Source organism: Paraburkholderia caffeinilytica, assembly GCF_046030355.1.
Taxonomy (GTDB): domain Bacteria; phylum Pseudomonadota; class Gammaproteobacteria; order Burkholderiales; family Burkholderiaceae; genus Paraburkholderia; species Paraburkholderia caffeinilytica_B.
The window spans coordinates 83,535-99,829 of sequence record NZ_JAQQCQ010000024.1 but is presented as its reverse complement, the minus strand read 5'-3'; the positions used below and the strand labels follow the sequence as shown (position 1 = coordinate 99,829).

15 protein-coding genes and 1 tRNA gene are annotated in these 16,295 nt (G+C 60.8%); 1 reads left to right on the top strand and 15 read right to left on the bottom strand.

The annotated features are described in order from the left end of the window. Window positions 1–14: 14 nt before the first annotated feature. The 9 genes from PQQ95_RS29285 to PQQ95_RS29245 form a co-directional block, all read right to left on the bottom strand. Window positions 15–494 (bottom strand): NuoB/complex I 20 kDa subunit family protein, encoded by a 480-nt coding sequence (locus PQQ95_RS29285; RefSeq protein ID WP_006052903.1) that lies wholly within the window; start codon window positions 492–494, stop codon window positions 15–17. A 63-nt stretch (window positions 495–557) separates the two neighbouring features. Next, window positions 558–917: an NADH-quinone oxidoreductase subunit A gene (locus tag PQQ95_RS29280; RefSeq protein WP_007175615.1), complete on the bottom strand. Its 360-nt coding sequence runs from the start codon at window positions 915–917 to the stop codon at window positions 558–560. 161 nt (window positions 918–1,078) lie between these two features. Continuing rightward, window positions 1,079–1,163, bottom strand: a tRNA-Leu gene (locus PQQ95_RS29275). A 113-nt stretch (window positions 1,164–1,276) separates the two neighbouring features. After that, window positions 1,277–1,654, bottom strand: coding sequence for a preprotein translocase subunit SecG (gene secG / locus PQQ95_RS29270; RefSeq protein WP_054034962.1), 378 nt, complete (start codon window positions 1,652–1,654; stop codon window positions 1,277–1,279). Between the two features lie 82 nt (window positions 1,655–1,736). Continuing rightward, window positions 1,737–2,519 carry a triose-phosphate isomerase gene (gene tpiA, locus PQQ95_RS29265; protein WP_408443890.1) on the bottom strand — a complete coding sequence of 261 codons (783 nt, stop codon included), beginning with the start codon at window positions 2,517–2,519 and terminating at the stop codon, window positions 1,737–1,739. A gap of 121 nt (window positions 2,520–2,640) precedes the next feature. Continuing rightward, window positions 2,641–3,657, bottom strand: coding sequence for an NAD(P)H-quinone oxidoreductase (locus PQQ95_RS29260; protein WP_408443888.1), 1,017 nt, complete (start codon window positions 3,655–3,657; stop codon window positions 2,641–2,643). Between the two features lie 219 nt (window positions 3,658–3,876). Then, the gene (pnp, locus tag PQQ95_RS29255) at window positions 3,877–6,024 is read right to left on the bottom strand and encodes a polyribonucleotide nucleotidyltransferase (protein ID WP_408443886.1); all 2,148 of its coding nucleotides are present in this window, start codon (window positions 6,022–6,024) and stop codon (window positions 3,877–3,879) included. Window positions 6,025–6,363: 339 nt separating this feature from the next. Further along, complete coding sequence (gene rpsO, locus PQQ95_RS29250) at window positions 6,364–6,636, bottom strand: 30S ribosomal protein S15 (protein ID WP_011487489.1); 273 nt, start codon at window positions 6,634–6,636, stop codon at window positions 6,364–6,366. Between the two features lie 184 nt (window positions 6,637–6,820). After that, complete coding sequence (locus PQQ95_RS29245; protein WP_408443972.1) at window positions 6,821–8,143, bottom strand: branched-chain amino acid ABC transporter substrate-binding protein; 1,323 nt, start codon at window positions 8,141–8,143, stop codon at window positions 6,821–6,823. A gap of 184 nt (window positions 8,144–8,327) precedes the next feature. Here PQQ95_RS29245 and PQQ95_RS29240 point away from each other — a divergent pair, with 184 nt between their 5' ends. Next, on the top strand, window positions 8,328–8,891 hold the full coding sequence (locus PQQ95_RS29240) for a hypothetical protein (RefSeq protein ID WP_408443883.1): 564 nt from the start codon (window positions 8,328–8,330) through the stop codon (window positions 8,889–8,891). A gap of 195 nt (window positions 8,892–9,086) precedes the next feature. On the opposite strand, the gene PQQ95_RS29235 is transcribed toward PQQ95_RS29240, so the two are convergent. The 6 genes from PQQ95_RS29235 to PQQ95_RS29210 all read right to left on the bottom strand — a co-directional run bounded on the left by PQQ95_RS29235 (window position 9,087) and on the right by PQQ95_RS29210 (window position 16,207). After that, a complete protein-coding gene (locus PQQ95_RS29235; RefSeq protein WP_408443881.1) occupies window positions 9,087–10,634 on the bottom strand; it encodes a 2-isopropylmalate synthase in 1,548 nt (515 codons plus the stop codon). A gap of 366 nt (window positions 10,635–11,000) precedes the next feature. Then, on the bottom strand, window positions 11,001–11,870 hold the full coding sequence (gene pssA / locus PQQ95_RS29230; protein ID WP_408443879.1) for a CDP-diacylglycerol--serine O-phosphatidyltransferase: 870 nt from the start codon (window positions 11,868–11,870) through the stop codon (window positions 11,001–11,003). Window positions 11,871–11,893: 23 nt separating this feature from the next. Then, window positions 11,894–12,532, bottom strand: coding sequence for a phosphatidylserine decarboxylase (locus PQQ95_RS29225; RefSeq protein WP_408443877.1), 639 nt, complete (start codon window positions 12,530–12,532; stop codon window positions 11,894–11,896). 133 nt (window positions 12,533–12,665) lie between these two features. Next, window positions 12,666–13,682 (bottom strand): ketol-acid reductoisomerase, encoded by a 1,017-nt coding sequence (gene ilvC / locus PQQ95_RS29220; RefSeq protein WP_408443874.1) that lies wholly within the window; start codon window positions 13,680–13,682, stop codon window positions 12,666–12,668. A gap of 157 nt (window positions 13,683–13,839) precedes the next feature. Further along, on the bottom strand, window positions 13,840–14,331 hold the full coding sequence (gene ilvN, locus PQQ95_RS29215; protein WP_011487482.1) for an acetolactate synthase small subunit: 492 nt from the start codon (window positions 14,329–14,331) through the stop codon (window positions 13,840–13,842). 112 nt (window positions 14,332–14,443) lie between these two features. Further along, on the bottom strand, window positions 14,444–16,207 hold the full coding sequence (locus PQQ95_RS29210; protein WP_408443872.1) for an acetolactate synthase 3 catalytic subunit: 1,764 nt from the start codon (window positions 16,205–16,207) through the stop codon (window positions 14,444–14,446). Between the last annotated feature and the right edge of the window lie 88 nt (window positions 16,208–16,295).

The window sequence follows — 16,295 nt, the reverse complement described above, 5'->3', positions numbered from 1 at the left end:
GGGAGGCGTTGGCCTTATTGACGGGCGATTGTATTGGTGCGGCGGATCTTGGCCTGCAACTGGATCACGCCATACACCAGCGCTTCCGCAGTAGGCGGACAACCCGGCACGTAGACGTCGACCGGCACGATCCGGTCACAGCCGCGCACTACCGAATAGGAATAGTGGTAGTAGCCGCCGCCGTTCGCGCACGAGCCCATCGAAATCACCCAGCGCGGCTCGGCCATCTGATCGTAGACCTTGCGCAGAGCCGGCGCCATCTTGTTGCACAGCGTGCCGGCGACGATCATCACGTCCGACTGACGCGGACTTGGACGAAACACCACGCCGAAACGGTCAAGGTCATAACGGGCAGCGCCCGCATGCATCATCTCGACCGCGCAGCACGCGAGACCGAACGTCATCGGCCACAACGAGCCGGTGCGCGTCCAGTTGATCAGTTTGTCAGCCGTCGTGGTGACAAACCCTTCCTTCAAGACCCCTTCGATACTCATTTGCTTTCCACTCCAGACGGGGCGGCAAGCCTTGGCCACCCACGCAAACCGGCGATTAATCCATCATTCCCAGTCGAGGCCGCCCTTCTTCCAGATATAGGCGAAGCCCAACAGGAATTCGAGCAGGAAAATCATCATCGCCATGAAGCCAGGCCAGCCGATGTCGCGCAGGGCCACACCCCACGGGAACAGGAACGCGGTTTCAAGGTCGAAAATGATGAAGAGAATGGCGACGAGGTAGTAGCGCACATCGAACTTCATGCGCGCATCTTCGAATGCTTCGAAGCCGCACTCGTATGGTGCGTTTTTCTCGGTATCGGGCTTGTTGGGACCGAGGATCTTGCCAATACTGACCAGTGCTACGCCTAAACCGGTGCCCACAATAAGGAACAACAAGACGGGGAAATAGGCTGCGAGGTTCAAGACTATCCTCTATCGGTTGGTTCTGAATGCCGCCAAGAGCATAGCACTCCTGACGCGAAATCACTTCGGCAATGCACAAGCCGCAAGCCCAACGCAAGCCGCGCGTCAGAAGTGAAAATGCCAGCCGAAGCGAAGCAAGCGGCTGGCATTTAGATAACATTTGGTGCCGACGGCGAGACTCGAACTCGCACAGCTTTCGCCACTACCCCCTCAAGATAGCGTGTCTACCAATTTCACCACGTCGGCACTAACTGCAATCCGGGAAAACAACTTATAAAACCCGCGAATCGCTTCAAGACTTAGATTGTAACTGGTCTAAACAGTTTGTTCAACGCACAAAAGCACTTTGAACGAAAAATTTATTTCGGCACATCCGTAGCCGGGACGGATGCAGCCGACGCCGGCAACACTGCCGAGCCACCTGCCGGTGCGGCCGCAGCGGAAGCCGCGACCGGTGCGGTCACAGCCGCGCCCAGCAAGCCTGCGGACGGTTTCGCACGATACGCGCCGAGGTACGTAAGCGTCAATGTCGTTACAAAAAATACGGCGGCGAGGACGGCCGTGGTACGCGACAAAAAGTTTGCCGAACCGGTCGCGCCGAACAGGCTGCCCGACGCGCCACTACCAAAAGCAGCGCCCATATCGGCGCCTTTGCCGTGTTGCAGCAAGACAAGGCCGATGACCCCGAGTGCCGACAACAGCTGAACGACGATAATCAATGTTTTCAAATACAGCATCACACTCACCTGAGTCTTTATTTAACCGCGCCACACAAAGTGTGCCGCGCGGGATTGGGTCATCCTCGCCAAGGCGCCCTGCTTAACCGGCGACGCTTGTCGCAGCCGCCGCTTTGCAGATCGCCAGGAAATCCTGGTCTTTCAACGACGCGCCGCCGATCAGGCCACCGTCGATATCCGGCTGACGGAACAATTCTTCCGCGTTCTCCGGCTTCACACTGCCGCCATACAACAGTGGTACATCCGCCGCCACCGTCGCACCCTTTGCCGCCAGACGCGAACGCAGGAACGCGTGCACGGCCTGCGCCTGATCCGACGTCGCGCTTTTGCCGGTGCCGATCGCCCAGACCGGCTCATACGCGACAACGATACGCGCCGCATCCGCCACCGACAGCTTTGCCAGCACTTCATCCAGTTGCGCGCCGACCACCTGCTCCGTGGAACCGGCCTCACGCTCTTCGAGCGTTTCGCCGACACACACGATCGGGGTCAAACCCGCTTCCAGCGCACGCTGCGTCTTCACCGCCACCAACTCCGCGCTTTCACGATGGTAAGCACGGCGCTCCGAGTGCCCAACGATCGCGAGTGTGGCGCCGAAATCCACCACCATCTGCGCTGCCACTTCGCCGGTATAGGCGCCATGCGTGAACGCGGAGACATCTTGCACGCCCCACACGACCTTGCTGCCTTCCAGCAACGATTGAGTCTGCGCGAGATAAGGGCACGGCACGCAGACACCGACGCGCACGTCAGCCGGCAATTCGCCCGCACCTTGCGCCACGGCCTGCAACAGCGTTGCGTTCCCGGCGAGGCTTCCGTGCATCTTCCAGTTACCGACTACCAGCTTGGCTCGTTGTTTCGACATCGTCTCGTCTTGTATTAGCGGCGGACTTGGTTTGCGCTTACAGCCCGCCTTTCGGATTCATGCGGCGTGCGCAAAACGCGCAATTTTACTGCGTGGGGTGGATCGGGTCAAACCGACCGTGTCAAGCGTCCTGACCCCAAGTCAGCACGATCTTGCCGACATGCGCGCTGCTTTCCATCAGCGCGTGCGCTTCAGCGGCTTGCGCGGCCGGAAACACACGATGCACCACGGGCTTGATGCGGCCATCTTCGAGAAGCGGCCACACGCGCTCTTTCAACTGCGCGGCGATCTTCGCCTTGAACTCGATCGGCCGCGGACGCAACGTCGAACCCGTTACCGTCAGACGGCGGCGCAACACTTCGTTCAGATTCAGTTCGGCCTTCGCACCGCCCAGCAGAGCGATCAGCACGATACGCCCGCCGTCGGCAAGCGCACTCAACTCACGCGGCACATAACTGCCCGCCACCATGTCGAGGATCACATCGACACCGCGATCATTCGTCAGCGATTTGATGACTTCGACGAAATCTTCACTCTTGTAGTTGATCGCACGTTCAGCACCGAGCGCCTCGCAGGCGCGGCACTTTTCATCCGACCCGGCCGTGGCGAACACGCGAAAACCCAGCGCATGCGCAATCTGGATCGCTGTCACGCCGATGCCGCTCGAGCCGCCCTGCACCAGCAGCGTCTCGTTCGGCGCACCCTCACCCTTGCCGAGCTGCGCACGGTCGAACACATTGCTCCACACCGTGAAGAATGTTTCCGGCAGTGAAGCAGCCTCGACATCCGACAATCCGGTGGGTGCCGGCAAGCACTGCAACAGCGGCGCCGTGGCATATTCCGCATAGCCGCCGCCAGCCAGCAACGCGCACACACGATCGCCGATTTTCAGACCGAACGGATTGTTCTTCTCGTCGATGGCGCCGCCGACGATCTCACCCGCCACTTCTAGCCCCGGCAGGTCCGACGCACCCGGCGGCGGCGCATAGCCACCTTTGCGCTGGAACACGTCCGGACGGTTGATGCCTGAGGCCGCCACCTTGATCAGCACCTCGCCTGCTTTCGGCTGCGGCGTGGGCCGCTCCGCCAGTTTGAGGACTTCCGGCGCGCCAAATTCGGTGATTTCGATCGCTTTCATCTGCGTCAACTCCAAGATTGGATTGCGTTGCTTACTGGCACGAATTGGCGAGAACCGCCTGAGCCGCGACGAAGCGCTTCATGCAAACAGAGTACCTGCTTATGCCGGTTTGCACCTGCTTGCGTCTCTCGTGCCTGCTTGCAACGCAATCCACCCTGCACCCCTCATGAAAAACGGCCGGCGCGCATTCGCGCTGCCGGCCGTCGCCCTGCTACCGCATTACTGCGGCGTCGGTTCGCCTTGCGGCGCGCCGTTTGCACCTTCATTCAGCAACGCCTTGGCCGACAAACGCACGCGGCCCTTTTCGTCCGTCTGGATGACCTTGACCTTCACCTGCTGGCCGTCCTTCAGATAGTCGTTGATGTCCTTGATGCGCTCGTTGGCGATTTCGGAGATGTGCAGCAGACCGTCCTTGCCCGGCAGGATGTTCACGATCGCGCCGAAATCGAGCAGCTTGAGCACGGTGCCTTCGTACACCTGACCCACTTCGACTTCCAGCGTGATGTTCTCGATACGCTTCTTCGCTTCGGCCATCCCTTCGCTGCTGGTGCTGGCGATGGTGACGACGCCGTCGTCCGAAATATCGATCGTCGTGCCGGTTTCTTCGGTCAGCGCGCGGATCACCGAACCACCCTTGCCGATCACGTCGCGGATCTTTTCCGGATTGATCTTGATGGTGATCATGCGCGGTGCGTAGTCCGACAGCACCGTGTTCGCGCCCGACACCGCCGAGGTCATCTTGCCGAGGATGTGCATACGGCCTTCCTTCGCTTGCGCGAGGGCGACCTGCATGATTTCCTTGGTGATGCCCTGGATCTTGATGTCCATCTGCAGCGCGGTCACGCCTTGTTCCGTACCCGCCACCTTGAAGTCCATGTCGCCGAGGTGATCTTCGTCGCCGAGGATGTCGGTCAGCACGGCAAACTTATTGCCTTCCAGGATCAGGCCCATGGCGATGCCGGCGACGTGCGCCTTCATCGGCACGCCGGCGTCCATCAGTGCGAGGCAGCCGCCGCACACCGAAGCCATCGACGACGAACCGTTCGATTCAGTGATTTCCGACACGACACGAATCGAGTAGCCGAATTCGTCGGCGCTCGGCAGGCATGCAGCCAGCGCGCGCTTGGCCAGACGGCCGTGACCGATTTCACGGCGCTTCGGCGAACCGACGCGGCCCGTTTCGCCGGTCGCGAATGGAGGCATGTTGTAGTGAAGCATGAAGCGTTCGCGGTACTCGCCTTCGAGCGCGTCGATGTTCTGCTCGTCGCCCTTGGTGCCCAGCGTTGCGACCACCATAGCCTGCGTTTCGCCACGCGTGAACAGTGCCGAGCCGTGCGTACGCGGCAGCACGCCGGTACGGATTTCGATCGGACGCACGGTGCGCGTGTCGCGGCCGTCGATACGCGGTTCGCCGTTCAGGATCTGCGTACGGACGATCTTCGCTTCGATGTCGAACAACACGTTGCCGACGCTCGCCTTGTCTGCTGCAACCGTGCCAGCTGCCGCTGCTTCTTCTTCCAGCTTGGCCGACGTCGCTGCGTAGACTTCCTTCAGCTTGGCCGAACGGGCTTGCTTGTCGCGAATCTGGTAAGCGGCGAGCAGATCGGCTTGCGCCAGTTCCGACACGCGTGCGATCAGCGGCTCATTCTTCGCAGCCGGCTTCCAGTCCCATTCTGGCTTGCCGCCTTCGCGAACCAGTTCGTGGATCGCGTTGATCGCGATCTGCATCTGGTCGTGACCGAACACCACGGCGCCGAGCATCACTTCTTCGGTCAGTTGTTGGGCTTCCGATTCCACCATCAGCACCGCGCGTTCCGTACCGGCGACGATCAGGTCGAGCGCCGATTCCTTCATTTGCGGACGCGTCGGGTTCAACACGTATTCGTTGTTGATATAGGCCACGCGTGCTGCGCCGACCGGGCCGTTGAACGGCAGACCGGAAATGGCGAGCGCCGCCGACGCGCCGATCAGCGCGGGGATGTCAGCGGGGATTTCGGGGTTCAGCGACAGGACGTGGATCACGACCTGGACTTCGTTGTAGAAGCCTTCCGGGAACAGCGGACGCAGCGGACGGTCGATCAGGCGCGAGATCAGCGTTTCGCCTTCCGACGGGCGGCCTTCGCGGCGGAAGAAACCGCCGGGGATCTTGCCTGCAGCGTAGGTCTTTTCGAGGTAATCGACGGTCAGCGGGAAGAAGTCCTGGCCCGCCTTGGCAGTCTTGGCGCCGACCACAGTAGCCAGCACAACGGTGTCTTCGACGTCGACGATCACCGCGCCGCTTGCCTGACGAGCGATTTCGCCCGTTTCGAGGCGAACCTTATGTTGGCCCCATTGAAATTCTTTGACGATCTTATTGAACATAGTCATTGCTTTTCCTCTTCGTTATGCCGCGCGGACCAGAAGCGGCGCGGCAACGCCAGGACCGGCGCCACAGGGGAAGAGTAGTGTTATGCCATTCCAGAGAACCACGCCCTACGTTGTGTACGCGCGCGAACCGCTGGAATGACACAAAGCTCTGCCCTGAAGCCCGGCCGTATTTCTACTATTTTTGCTGCATTTTTACTGCTGTTTTCCTGCTGGCCACCGCATGAATCGTCACGCTACCGCGACCGGCAGGCAGTGCGCATCACATGAAGCGCACCGTGCAAAAACAAAATGCCTGTATCAGTGGAACTGACACAGGCATCTTGCTGAACGACTGGCCGATTACTTACGCAGACCCAGCTTCTCGATCAGTGCGCGGTAACGATCCGCGTCCTTACCCTTCAGGTAGTCGAGCAGCTTACGACGGCGGCTCACCATGCGCAGCAGACCGCGGCGGCTGTGGTGATCTTTCGTGTGTGCCTTGAAGTGAACGGTCAGTTCGTTGATGCGGGTCGTGAGCAGCGCGACCTGAACTTCGGGGGAGCCGGTGTCGTTAGCTGCGCGTGCGAATTGCGCAACGACTTCGGACTTCTTGCTTGTTTCAACTGCGGACATGTCGATTTCCTTGAGAACTAGACAGGCGGTCACGGAAGAAAGGCCGTGCCGTGGGTTACCCGTATAGGCATATTTTTATGCCATGCCATACAACGGGACGCGTATTGTAGCACAGCCCAATCCGGCCGCGGACCCTGCTGTGCCGGACAGGATCACGGGCGACTGAGTTTGCTCAAAGGCCGTTTTACGGCCGTTTCATCTTGCACACGGTCGGCGGCGCCGTGCGCTCAGGCGCCACAGCCAGCACCGTGCGGAAACCATACCCGGAGCCTTCGTTGTCGAACCTGACGCCCGGCGTGCCGGCCTTATCCATTTCCATCACGTAAAGGGGCTGGATCAGCTGATGGTCCTCGGCGCGCATCCACGATGCATGGAAGCCGTTGTCGAACCTGATGCCCTCCAATGCCCGGGCGACGGCCGTCGGGTCGGCACTGCCGGCGCGGTTCATCGCCGCGGCGAGGGTTTCGATCATCAGCGGCATGCGCAGCACCGGGTAGTCGTCCTGAGCAGCCGGGAAACGGGCGCGAAACGCCGCGTACCAGGCGTCGGAGGCCGCACCGCCGGCGTTCGGGTGCCAGTCCGCGACCGCGATCACGTGTTTGACGCCGGCGTCGCCCAACGCGGCAGGCGCCCCGAGGCTGTTGCCGTAAAAGGTATAAAAACGGGCGTCCAGCCCCTGCTCGCGCGCCGCCTTGACCAGAAGCGTCAGGTCGTTGCCCCAATTGCCTGTGATCACCGCATCCGCGCCGCTCGCGCGGATTTTGGCGATGTACGGTGCGAAGTCCTTCACACGGCCAATCGGATGAAATTCGTCGCCGACGACCGCAATATCCGGCCGCTTCGCCGCCAAGGCCGAACGCGCGAGACCGCTGACGTCGTGGCCGAAGCTGTAGTCCTGGTTCAGCAGATAGACCTTCTTCACCGCTTTGTCGCGCTGGATCACGTCAGCCAGCGCATCCATGCGCATGCCCGCATGCGCGTCGAAGCGGAAGTGCCAGAAACTGCAATTGGCGTTGGTCAGGGCGGGATCGTCGGCTGAATAATTGAGGAATAGTTCGCGGTTGCCCGGCTCACGGCTGTTCTGCTTGTCGATCGCGCCGATCAGCGCCGCGGCGACCGCCGAGCTGTTGCCTTGCATGACATAGCCGATATGGCGGTCGGCGGCCGCGCGCAGTTGCACGAGCGCCTCCTCGGCGCTGCCCTTGCTGTCGAGCACAACCAGTTCGAGCGGGTGCGCGCCGTCGGGGAGCTTCACGCCGCCTTCTGCATTCACCTGTTCGACACCGAAGCGCAAATTGCGCTCCACCGCCGCGCCCGCATTCGCGAATGGGCCGGACATGCCTTCGATCAGCGCCAACTGGATCGGTGTGCCCGTGGGCCGCGCCACCGGCTTGCCTGCCGGTCCAGATGCCGCCTCTCCCGCGGCATAAGCCGCCGCGGCCGTCGAAATCGCCGCCAGCGCCACGACCGCCGCTGCTGCCGCCCGTTGCCACTTCGCCATCGTCATTGCCCCGCTGGATTCGTCGAAGCGCGGATCATAGGGCGTTCCGCACGGAATAAGCAAGCCGGCGAATCCGTTACTGTGCTTCCAGCGGCACCTTGCACGATGCGCAAATCTTTTGCTGCCTCCCGTGTCAAAATAATGCGTCTCGATGATAAAAACCGCTACTCAAATGCCATCGGAGGAAGTCATGTTCAACCGCCACCCATCCACGGCGGCCTCGATCGAAGCGCCGCCCGCAGCACGCCTGCGCCGCGCCGCGTTCGTCTGCCTGAGCGCGCTCACGCTCACGGTGACGCTCGCCGGTTGCGTGCAACCCTGGCAGCAATATAGCCAGGGCGCGGACGAATCGACCATCGTCGCACGCCTCGGCGCGCCGCGTGAAAGCTACGACCTGCCGAACGGCGGTAAACGGCTGATGTGGCCGACCCAGCCGATGGGCGAAACCACCACCGCCGCCGACATCGACGCATCCGGAAAAATCGTCACCGTACGCCAGGTGCTTCAGCCCAACGAGTTTTACCGGGCGGAAATCGGCAAGTGGACGAAGAGCGACGTGCTGGTGAACTTCGGCCGCCCGGTCGAAACGTCATATTTCCCGCTGATGAAGCGCGAGGTCTGGACGTATCGCTATCTGGAGGACAACGTCTGGTACATGATGTACAGCTTCTATTTCGACGAGCAGGGCATTGTGCGGCTCACGCAGAAAACCCCTGACCCGTTGCACGATCCGGATCGCCGCAGCCTGTTCTGAGCACACTTTCTGCTCACCACCGTCGCGTGGGCGCACGAAACGCAACCGCCTCGAAACCGGAAGCCTGGTGAGTTTTCAGCGAGATGCTCACCAGAAGGAAACACCACAAAAACAAGAAGCCCCGCGCTTTTCAGGGCGCAGGGCTTCTTCTCCATCTCGGTTTAGCGGGCACGCAGCCGGCGCGCCCCACTCCCACTACTCCGAGCGCTGCGGATTCAACTTGTCAAAGTTCGAATGCAGCTTGTTCAGCGCCGAGATATACGCCTTCGCGGAAGCCGCGACGATATCCGGATCAGTGCCCACGCCATTGACGATGCGCCCGCTCTTCGACAGCCGTACGGTCACTTCGCCTTGCGCCTGCGTCCCGGTGGTAATGGCGTTCACCGAATACAGCAGCAATTCCGAACCGCTACCCACTTCCGTTTCGATCGCATTGAGCGTGGCGTCCACCGGACCATTGCCGCGCGCCTCCCCGGTCACCTCCTTACCTTCGACCGAGAACACGATCTTCGCGTGCGGCTGCTCGCCGGTTTCCGAATGCTGCGACAGCGACAGGAACTTGTAGTGCTCCTTCTCCTGCGCTTCAGCCGACTCCTCGGTGACGATCGCAATGATGTCTTCGTCGAAGATTTCCGACTTGCGGTCGGCCAGTTCCTTGAAGCGTGCGAACGCAGTATTCAACTCGCCTTCGCTATCGAGCGCGATACCCAATTCCTGCAAACGCTGTTTGAATGCATTGCGGCCCGACAATTTGCCCAGCACGATCTTGTTCGCGCTCCAGCCTACGTCTTCGGCACGCATGATTTCGTACGTATCGCGCGCTTTCAGCACGCCGTCCTGGTGAATGCCGGATGCGTGCGCAAATGCGTTCGCGCCGACCACCGCCTTGTTCGGCTGCACGACGAAACCGGTGATCTGCGACACCAGCTTCGAAGCCGGCACGATCTGCGTCGTATCGAGACCGATTTCGAGGCCGAAGTAATCCTTGCGGGTCTTCACCGCCATTACGACTTCTTCGAGCGAGGTATTACCCGCGCGCTCGCCGAGGCCATTGATCGTGCACTCGACCTGACGCGCGCCGCCGATCTGCACGCCGGCCAGCGAGTTCGCCACCGCCATGCCGAGGTCGTTATGGCAATGCACGGAAAACACGGCCTTATGCGAGTTCGGAATACGCTCGCGCAGCGTCTTCACGAGCTGGCCATACAGCTCCGGCACACCATAGCCGACCGTATCGGCGATGTTGATCGTGGTCGCGCCTTCGGCGATAACCGCTTCGAGCACGCGGCAGAGAAAATCCATGTCCGAACGGCTGCCGTCTTCCGGCGAGAACTCGACGTCGTCCGTGAATTTGCGGGCGAAACGCACCGCGAGCTTCGCCTGCTCGAACACCTGATCCGGCGTCATGCGCAGCTTCTTTTCCATATGCAGCGGCGACGTTGCAATGAACGTGTGGATGCGGAAATGATCGGCCGGCTTGAGTGCGTCCGCCGCGCGTTGAATGTCTTTGTCGTTGGCACGGGCCAGCGAGCAGATCGTGCTGTCCTTGATCAGACCCGCGATGGTGTGGATCGAATCGAAGTCGCCATTCGAACTGGCCGCGAAACCCGCTTCGATCACGTCCACCTTCATCCGTTCGAGCTGCTTCGCGATACGGATTTTTTCTTCTTTCGTCATCGACGCGCCGGGCGATTGCTCGCCGTCACGCAACGTGGTGTCGAATATGATCAGTTTGTCGGCCATGTCGGGTCTCCTGAGGAGTCGTTCAATTGTGGGGATCGGATATTGGAATTCGGGCGTTCGCGCCACCGTTGGCGACGCTATCAACCACAGACGAGGCAGACGGAGGGCGGAAAACGGTAAGCGATCAGCGCGCTGGATGCGCCAGCACTAGCGCACCCGTGGCGCACCAGCTTGTTGAGGCTCGTGCTGCAGCTCAAATGGGAACCTGAACGCACTCATCCAACGACTATAGCGGCATTCCCGTCGCCGTGCAATTGGCGTCAGACCTGCCTGCCGCGCGCAACCGGACCGGCCCGGCAACGAAAAACGGCAGCCTGCGAAGGCTGCCGTTTTCTCATGTCACGCTCATGCAACGAAGCTGCGCCGTTATCTGTCCCGCGCCACGGAACGCGCCGGATTCGCCCTGCCCCGCAACGCCTGGTAGCCCCAGAACACATAGCCCGACAGACCGTACAGCACGAACAGCCCAAACAGCATCAGCGGCGGATCGGACGACACCAGCACGAACGCCACCACCACCAGCAGAATCACGCCGAACGGCACGCGATGCCGCACGTCGAGCGCTTTGCCGCTGTAGAACGGCGCGTTCGACACCATCGTCACACCCGCGTAGATAGTCAGCACGAAAGCGACCCACGGCAGCCATACCAGCTTGAGCGGCACGCGGTTGTCGGTGGCGAGCCACACGAAACCGGCGATCAGTGCCGCTGCTGCGGGGCTCGGCATGCCCTGGAAGAAGCGCTTGTCGACCACGCCGATGTTCGTGTTGAAGCGCGCGAGACGCAACGCCGCACCCGAACAGTAGACGAACGCGGCAAGCCAGCCCCAGCGGCCGAGATCCTTCAGAATCCACTCGTACATCACGAGCGCCGGCGCCACACCGAACGACACCATGTCCGAAAGACTGTCGAACTGTTCGCCGAACGCGCTTTGCGTATGCGTCATGCGGGCGACCCGGCCGTCCATGCCGTCCAGCACCATCGCCACAAAGATCGCGATTGCCGCGATTTCGAAGCGCACGTTCATCGCCTGCACCACGGCGAAAAAGCCGCAAAAAAGTGCGGCGGTGGTGAAGGCGTTCGGCAACAGGTAAATGCCGCGCTTCCTCAGAAACTGCTGACGCTGAGCACGCCGGCTATCGACTGCCGGCGACTCCGTCACGATCGGCTTGTTACGGCGGAACGGACGCGGCAGTGGTCCACTGCTGCGGGGTCGACGCGGTTTGAATGCGGCCATTCGGAAAACCTCCCAGGTGCCGCTTATAGTTCAGCGAGGATCGTGGACGACGCGGAAACCTTCTCGCCGATCGACACACGCGGACGGCTGCCAACCGGCAGGTACACGTCGACACGCGAGCCAAAACGGATAAATCCATAACGCTGACCACGCGTGAGCGGCTCACCTGAGCGGACGTAGCAAAGAATGCGCCGCGCAATCAGACCGGCGATCTGCACCGACGTCACCGTCTGGCCGCCGGCCATTTCGATCACTACCGCATTGCGTTCGTTTTCGGTCGAAGCCTTATCCACGGCGGCATTCAGATACGCGCCCGGGAAATATTCGACCTTGGAGATCGCGCCATCCACCGGCGAGCGTTGCGAGTGGACATTGAAAACGTTCATGAACACGCTGATCTTCAGCGCTTCACGATTGGCATACGGATCATGCGCTGTTTCGACGGCGACGATGCGGCCGTCCGCCGGGCACAGTACGGCGTTCGCCTGAGTCGGAATCGGCCGTGCCGGATCGCGGAAGAACTGCACGACGAAGATCAGGATCAGCCAGAACAGCCATGCAAAGCCGAATCCCGCGAAGGCATGAACCAGTAATGCAACGACGGCCGCGATGGCGATGAACGGCCAGCCTTCTCGCGCGATGATCGGATGAGGGTAATTCATGGATGGCTTCTGTATTTTTGTAAAACCGTAGGATAGCAAAAGCCGCCCAGGGTTCAGCACCCTTGGACGGCTTTTTGCATTACCGGCTGCTGCGACGAGGCGCCGCGCCGGTCAAGATGCCGTAAAAGGCTTCTTAGTTCTTCGACTGATCGACCAGCTTGTTCGCAGCGATCCACGGCATCATCGAACGCAGCTTCGCGCCCACCGTTTCGATCTGGTGCTCGGCCGTCAGACGGCGGCGCGATTGCAGCGTCGGTGCGCCAGCCTTGTTTTCGATGATGAAGCTCTTTGCGTACTCGCCGGTCTGGATGTCCGTCAGCACGGCCTTCATCGCCTTCTTCGTTTCAGCCGTCACGATACGCGGACCCGTCACGTATTCGCCGTATTCGGCGTTGTTCGAGATCGAGTAGTTCATGTTCGCGATGCCGCCTTCGTAGATCAGGTCGACGATCAGCTTCAGTTCGTGCAGGCATTCGAAGTACGCCATTTCCGGCGCGTAACCCGCTTCCACCAGCGTTTCGAAGCCGGCCTTGATCAGGTCGACCGTACCGCCGCACAGCACGGCTTGTTCGCCGAACAGGTCGGTTTCCGTTTCTTCGCGGAAGTTCGTTTCGATGATGCCGGCACGGCCGCCGCCGTTCGCTGCTGCGTACGACAAAGCGATGTCACGCGCTGCGCCCGACTTGTCTTGCGCCACGGCGATCAGGTGGGGCACGCCGCCACCTTGCGCATACGTACCGCGAACCGTGTGGCCCGGCGCCTTCGGCGCGATCATGATCACGTCCAGATCCGCACGCGGGATCACTTGACCGTAGTGCACGTTGAAGCCGTGTGCGAAGGCCAGCGCCGCGCCTTGCTTGATGTTGGCGTGCACTTCCTTGGCGTAGACGTCAGCGATCTGCTCGTCCGGCAGCAGCATCATGACGACGTCCGCGCCCTTGACGGCTTCCGCCACTTCCTTGACTTGCAGGCCGGCGTTCTCAGCCTTGCTCCACGATGCGCCGCCTTTGCGCAGACCGACCGTGATGTTCACGCCGCTTTCCTTCAGGTTCAGCGCGTGAGCATGGCCTTGCGAGCCATAGCCGATGATGGTGACTTGCTTGCCCTTGATGAGGGAGAGGTCGGCGTCCTTGTCGTAGAAAACTTTCATGTCGGTTCCTTGGCTAAATTCGGTGAAATCAGTGAAATACAAATACTGCGAATGGTGTGTTGCTTGGCCGGGTTCTTAAACGCACTGCCCGGCTTCGATCGAGACGGTTGATCACGCAACCTGAAACGCAACCCAGAAGCGCAACTCAGCGCGCGCCTCAAACCTTCAGGATGCGCTCGCCGCGGCCAATGCCCGAACTGCCCGTACGGACGGTTTCGAGAATCGCAGTCGCGTCGATCCCTTCGATGAAGGCATCGAGCTTGTCGCTCGCGCCCGTCAGTTCGATCGTGTAGGTCTTTTCGGTGACGTCGATGATCCGGCCGCGGAAAATATCCGACATCCGTTTCATCTCCTCACGTTCCTTGCCGACCGCCCTCACCTTGATCAACATCAGCTCGCGCTCGATGTGGGCGCCCTCGGTAAGGTCGACCACTTTCACCACCTCGATCAGGCGGTTCAGATGCTTCGTGATCTGTTCGATCACGTCGTCCGAGCCAATGGAGACGATGGTCATGCGCGACAGCGAACGATCTTCGGTCGGAGCCACCGTCAAGGTTTCAATGTTGTAGCCGCGTGCCGAGAACAGCCCCACCACGCGTGATAACGCGCCCGGTTCGTTTTCCAGCAGGACAGAAATAATGTGTCTCATGTTTCGCTTCTTCCAGATGTTTTATCGATGTATGCGAGCGGTTTCGCGCCGCTTCGTCCGCCAGCGCCCTTTGTGGAGGCGCGCATGACGAAGCCGGCACGAGAAACCGTCGTTATAGATCTTCCGAACCCATGAGCATCTCAGTGATGCCCTTGCCGGCCTGGACCATCGGCCAGACGTTTTCGGTCGGATCGGTCTGGAAATCGAGAAACACCGTGCGATCTTTCAGGCGCAGCGCTTCCTTCAGCGCCGGTTCCACGTCGGCCGTGCGTTCGATGCGCATGCCGACATGGCCGTACGCTTCGGCGAGCTTCACGAAATCCGGCAGCGCATCCATGTACGAATGCGAATAGCGCTTGCTGTATTCGATCTGCTGCCACTGGCGCACCATGCCCAGATAGCGGTTGTTCAGCGAAATGATCTTCACCGGAGTCTCGTACTGCTTGCAGGTCGAGAGTTCCTGGATACACATCTGGATCGAGCCTTCGCCCGTGATACAGAGCACGTCGTCGTCCGGGTGCGCCATCTTCACGCCCATCGCCGCCGGCAGGCCGAAGCCCATCGTGCCGAGGCCACCGGAGTTGATCCAGCGGCGCGGCTTGTTGAAGCGATAGAACTGCGCCGCCCACATCTGGTGCTGACCGACGTCGGAACACACGAAGGCATTGCCGTCGGTCAGTTCCCACGCCTTTTCCACCACGTACTGCGGCTTGATGATGTCGCTCTTGCGGTCGAACTTCAGGCAGTCTTTGGCGCGCCAGGCTTCGATGTCCTTCCACCAGTCGGCGAGCGCCGCGGTGTCCGGGCCATGTTCGGCCGTTTGCAACTGCTCGATCAGCTCCTTCAGCACTTCCTTCACGTCGCCGACGATCGGAATGTCGACCTTGACGCGTTTGGAGATGGAGGAAGGATCGATGTCGATATGGATGATCTTGCGCGGGCGCGACGCGAAGTGCGCCGGGTCGCCGATCACACGGTCGTCGAAGCGCGCGCCGATCGCGATCAGCACGTCGCAGTGCTGCATCGCCATGTTGGCTTCGTACGTGCCGTGCATGCCGAGCATGCCGAGGAACTTCTTGTCGCTCGCGCGGTAGCCGCCCAGACCCATCAACGTATTGGTGATCGGATAGCCGAGCAGATCGGCGAACTGGTTCAGCTCACGCGATGCGTCCGCGAGGATAATGCCGCCGCCGGTATAGATATACGGACGCTTGGCCGACAGCAGCAAGGCAACCGCCTTGCGGATCTGGCCGGAGTGGCCTTTCGTGACCGGGTTGTACGAGCGCAGCGAAACGCTCTTGAGCGGCTCGTACTGGCACGGCATCTTCGACACGTCTTTCGGAATGTCGATCAGCACCGGGCCGGGGCGGCCGGTACGGGCGATGTAGAAAGCTTTCTTGACGGTAGCGGCGAGGTCGCGCACGTCCTTCACGAGGAAGTTGTGCTTCACGCAAGGACGCGTAATGCCGACCGTATCGCACTCCTGGAACGCATCCTGGCCGATCGCAGCAGTCGGCACCTGGCCGCTGATCACCACCATGGGAATCGAATCCATGTAGGCAGTGGCGATGCCGGTCACCGCATTGGTGACGCCGGGGCCGGAGGTCACGAGGCACACACCCACTTTGCCGGTGGAACGCGCATAGGCGTCAGCGGCGTGGACTGCGGCTTGTTCGTGGCGCACGAGGACGTGCTGGAATTTGTCCTGCTTGTACAGCTCGTCGTAAATGTAGAGTACCGAGCCGCCGGGATAGCCCCAGATAAACTCGACGTCTTCGTCGGCCAGTGCCTTCATGAGCACGGTGGCGCCGATAGAGTCAGCTTGAGGATGGAGGGTCGTATCCGACGTGGAGAATTCCGCGCTGGGCATATTCATTTATTCACCTTTCGAATTTTCGGCAAAAAATTGATCGGGTGCTCTCTGCCGGGCTTGTGGCTCGGGTTCAAGCGGCGCGTCCAGTTGA

Bases quoted from the DNA above. Each gene is read 5' to 3' on its own strand.
- ilvC (WP_408443874.1), bottom strand. From the start codon at position 13,682: ATGAAAGTTTTCTACGACAAGGACGCCGACCTCTCCCTCATCAAGGGC.
- PQQ95_RS29245 (WP_408443972.1), bottom strand. From the start codon at position 8,143: ATGACGATGGCGAAGTGGCAACGGGCGGCAGCAGCGGCGGTCGTGGCG.
- tpiA (WP_408443890.1), bottom strand. From the start codon at position 2,519: ATGTCGAAACAACGAGCCAAGCTGGTAGTCGGTAACTGGAAGATGCAC.
- PQQ95_RS29210 (WP_408443872.1), bottom strand. From the start codon at position 16,207: ATGAATATGCCCAGCGCGGAATTCTCCACGTCGGATACGACCCTCCAT.
- PQQ95_RS29235 (WP_408443881.1), bottom strand. From the start codon at position 10,634: ATGGCCGACAAACTGATCATATTCGACACCACGTTGCGTGACGGCGAG.
- PQQ95_RS29260 (WP_408443888.1), bottom strand. From the start codon at position 3,657: ATGAAAGCGATCGAAATCACCGAATTTGGCGCGCCGGAAGTCCTCAAA.
- pssA (WP_408443879.1), bottom strand. From the start codon at position 11,870: ATGGCCGCATTCAAACCGCGTCGACCCCGCAGCAGTGGACCACTGCCG.
- PQQ95_RS29225 (WP_408443877.1), bottom strand. From the start codon at position 12,532: ATGAATTACCCTCATCCGATCATCGCGCGAGAAGGCTGGCCGTTCATC.
- pnp (WP_408443886.1), bottom strand. From the start codon at position 6,024: ATGACTATGTTCAATAAGATCGTCAAAGAATTTCAATGGGGCCAACAT.
- secG (WP_054034962.1), bottom strand. From the start codon at position 1,654: ATGCTGTATTTGAAAACATTGATTATCGTCGTTCAGCTGTTGTCGGCA.
- PQQ95_RS29285 (WP_006052903.1), bottom strand. From the start codon at position 494: ATGAGTATCGAAGGGGTCTTGAAGGAAGGGTTTGTCACCACGACGGCT.
- ilvN (WP_011487482.1), bottom strand. From the start codon at position 14,331: ATGAGACACATTATTTCTGTCCTGCTGGAAAACGAACCGGGCGCGTTA.
- PQQ95_RS29240 (WP_408443883.1), top strand. From the start codon at position 8,328: ATGTTCAACCGCCACCCATCCACGGCGGCCTCGATCGAAGCGCCGCCC.
- rpsO (WP_011487489.1), bottom strand. From the start codon at position 6,636: ATGTCCGCAGTTGAAACAAGCAAGAAGTCCGAAGTCGTTGCGCAATTC.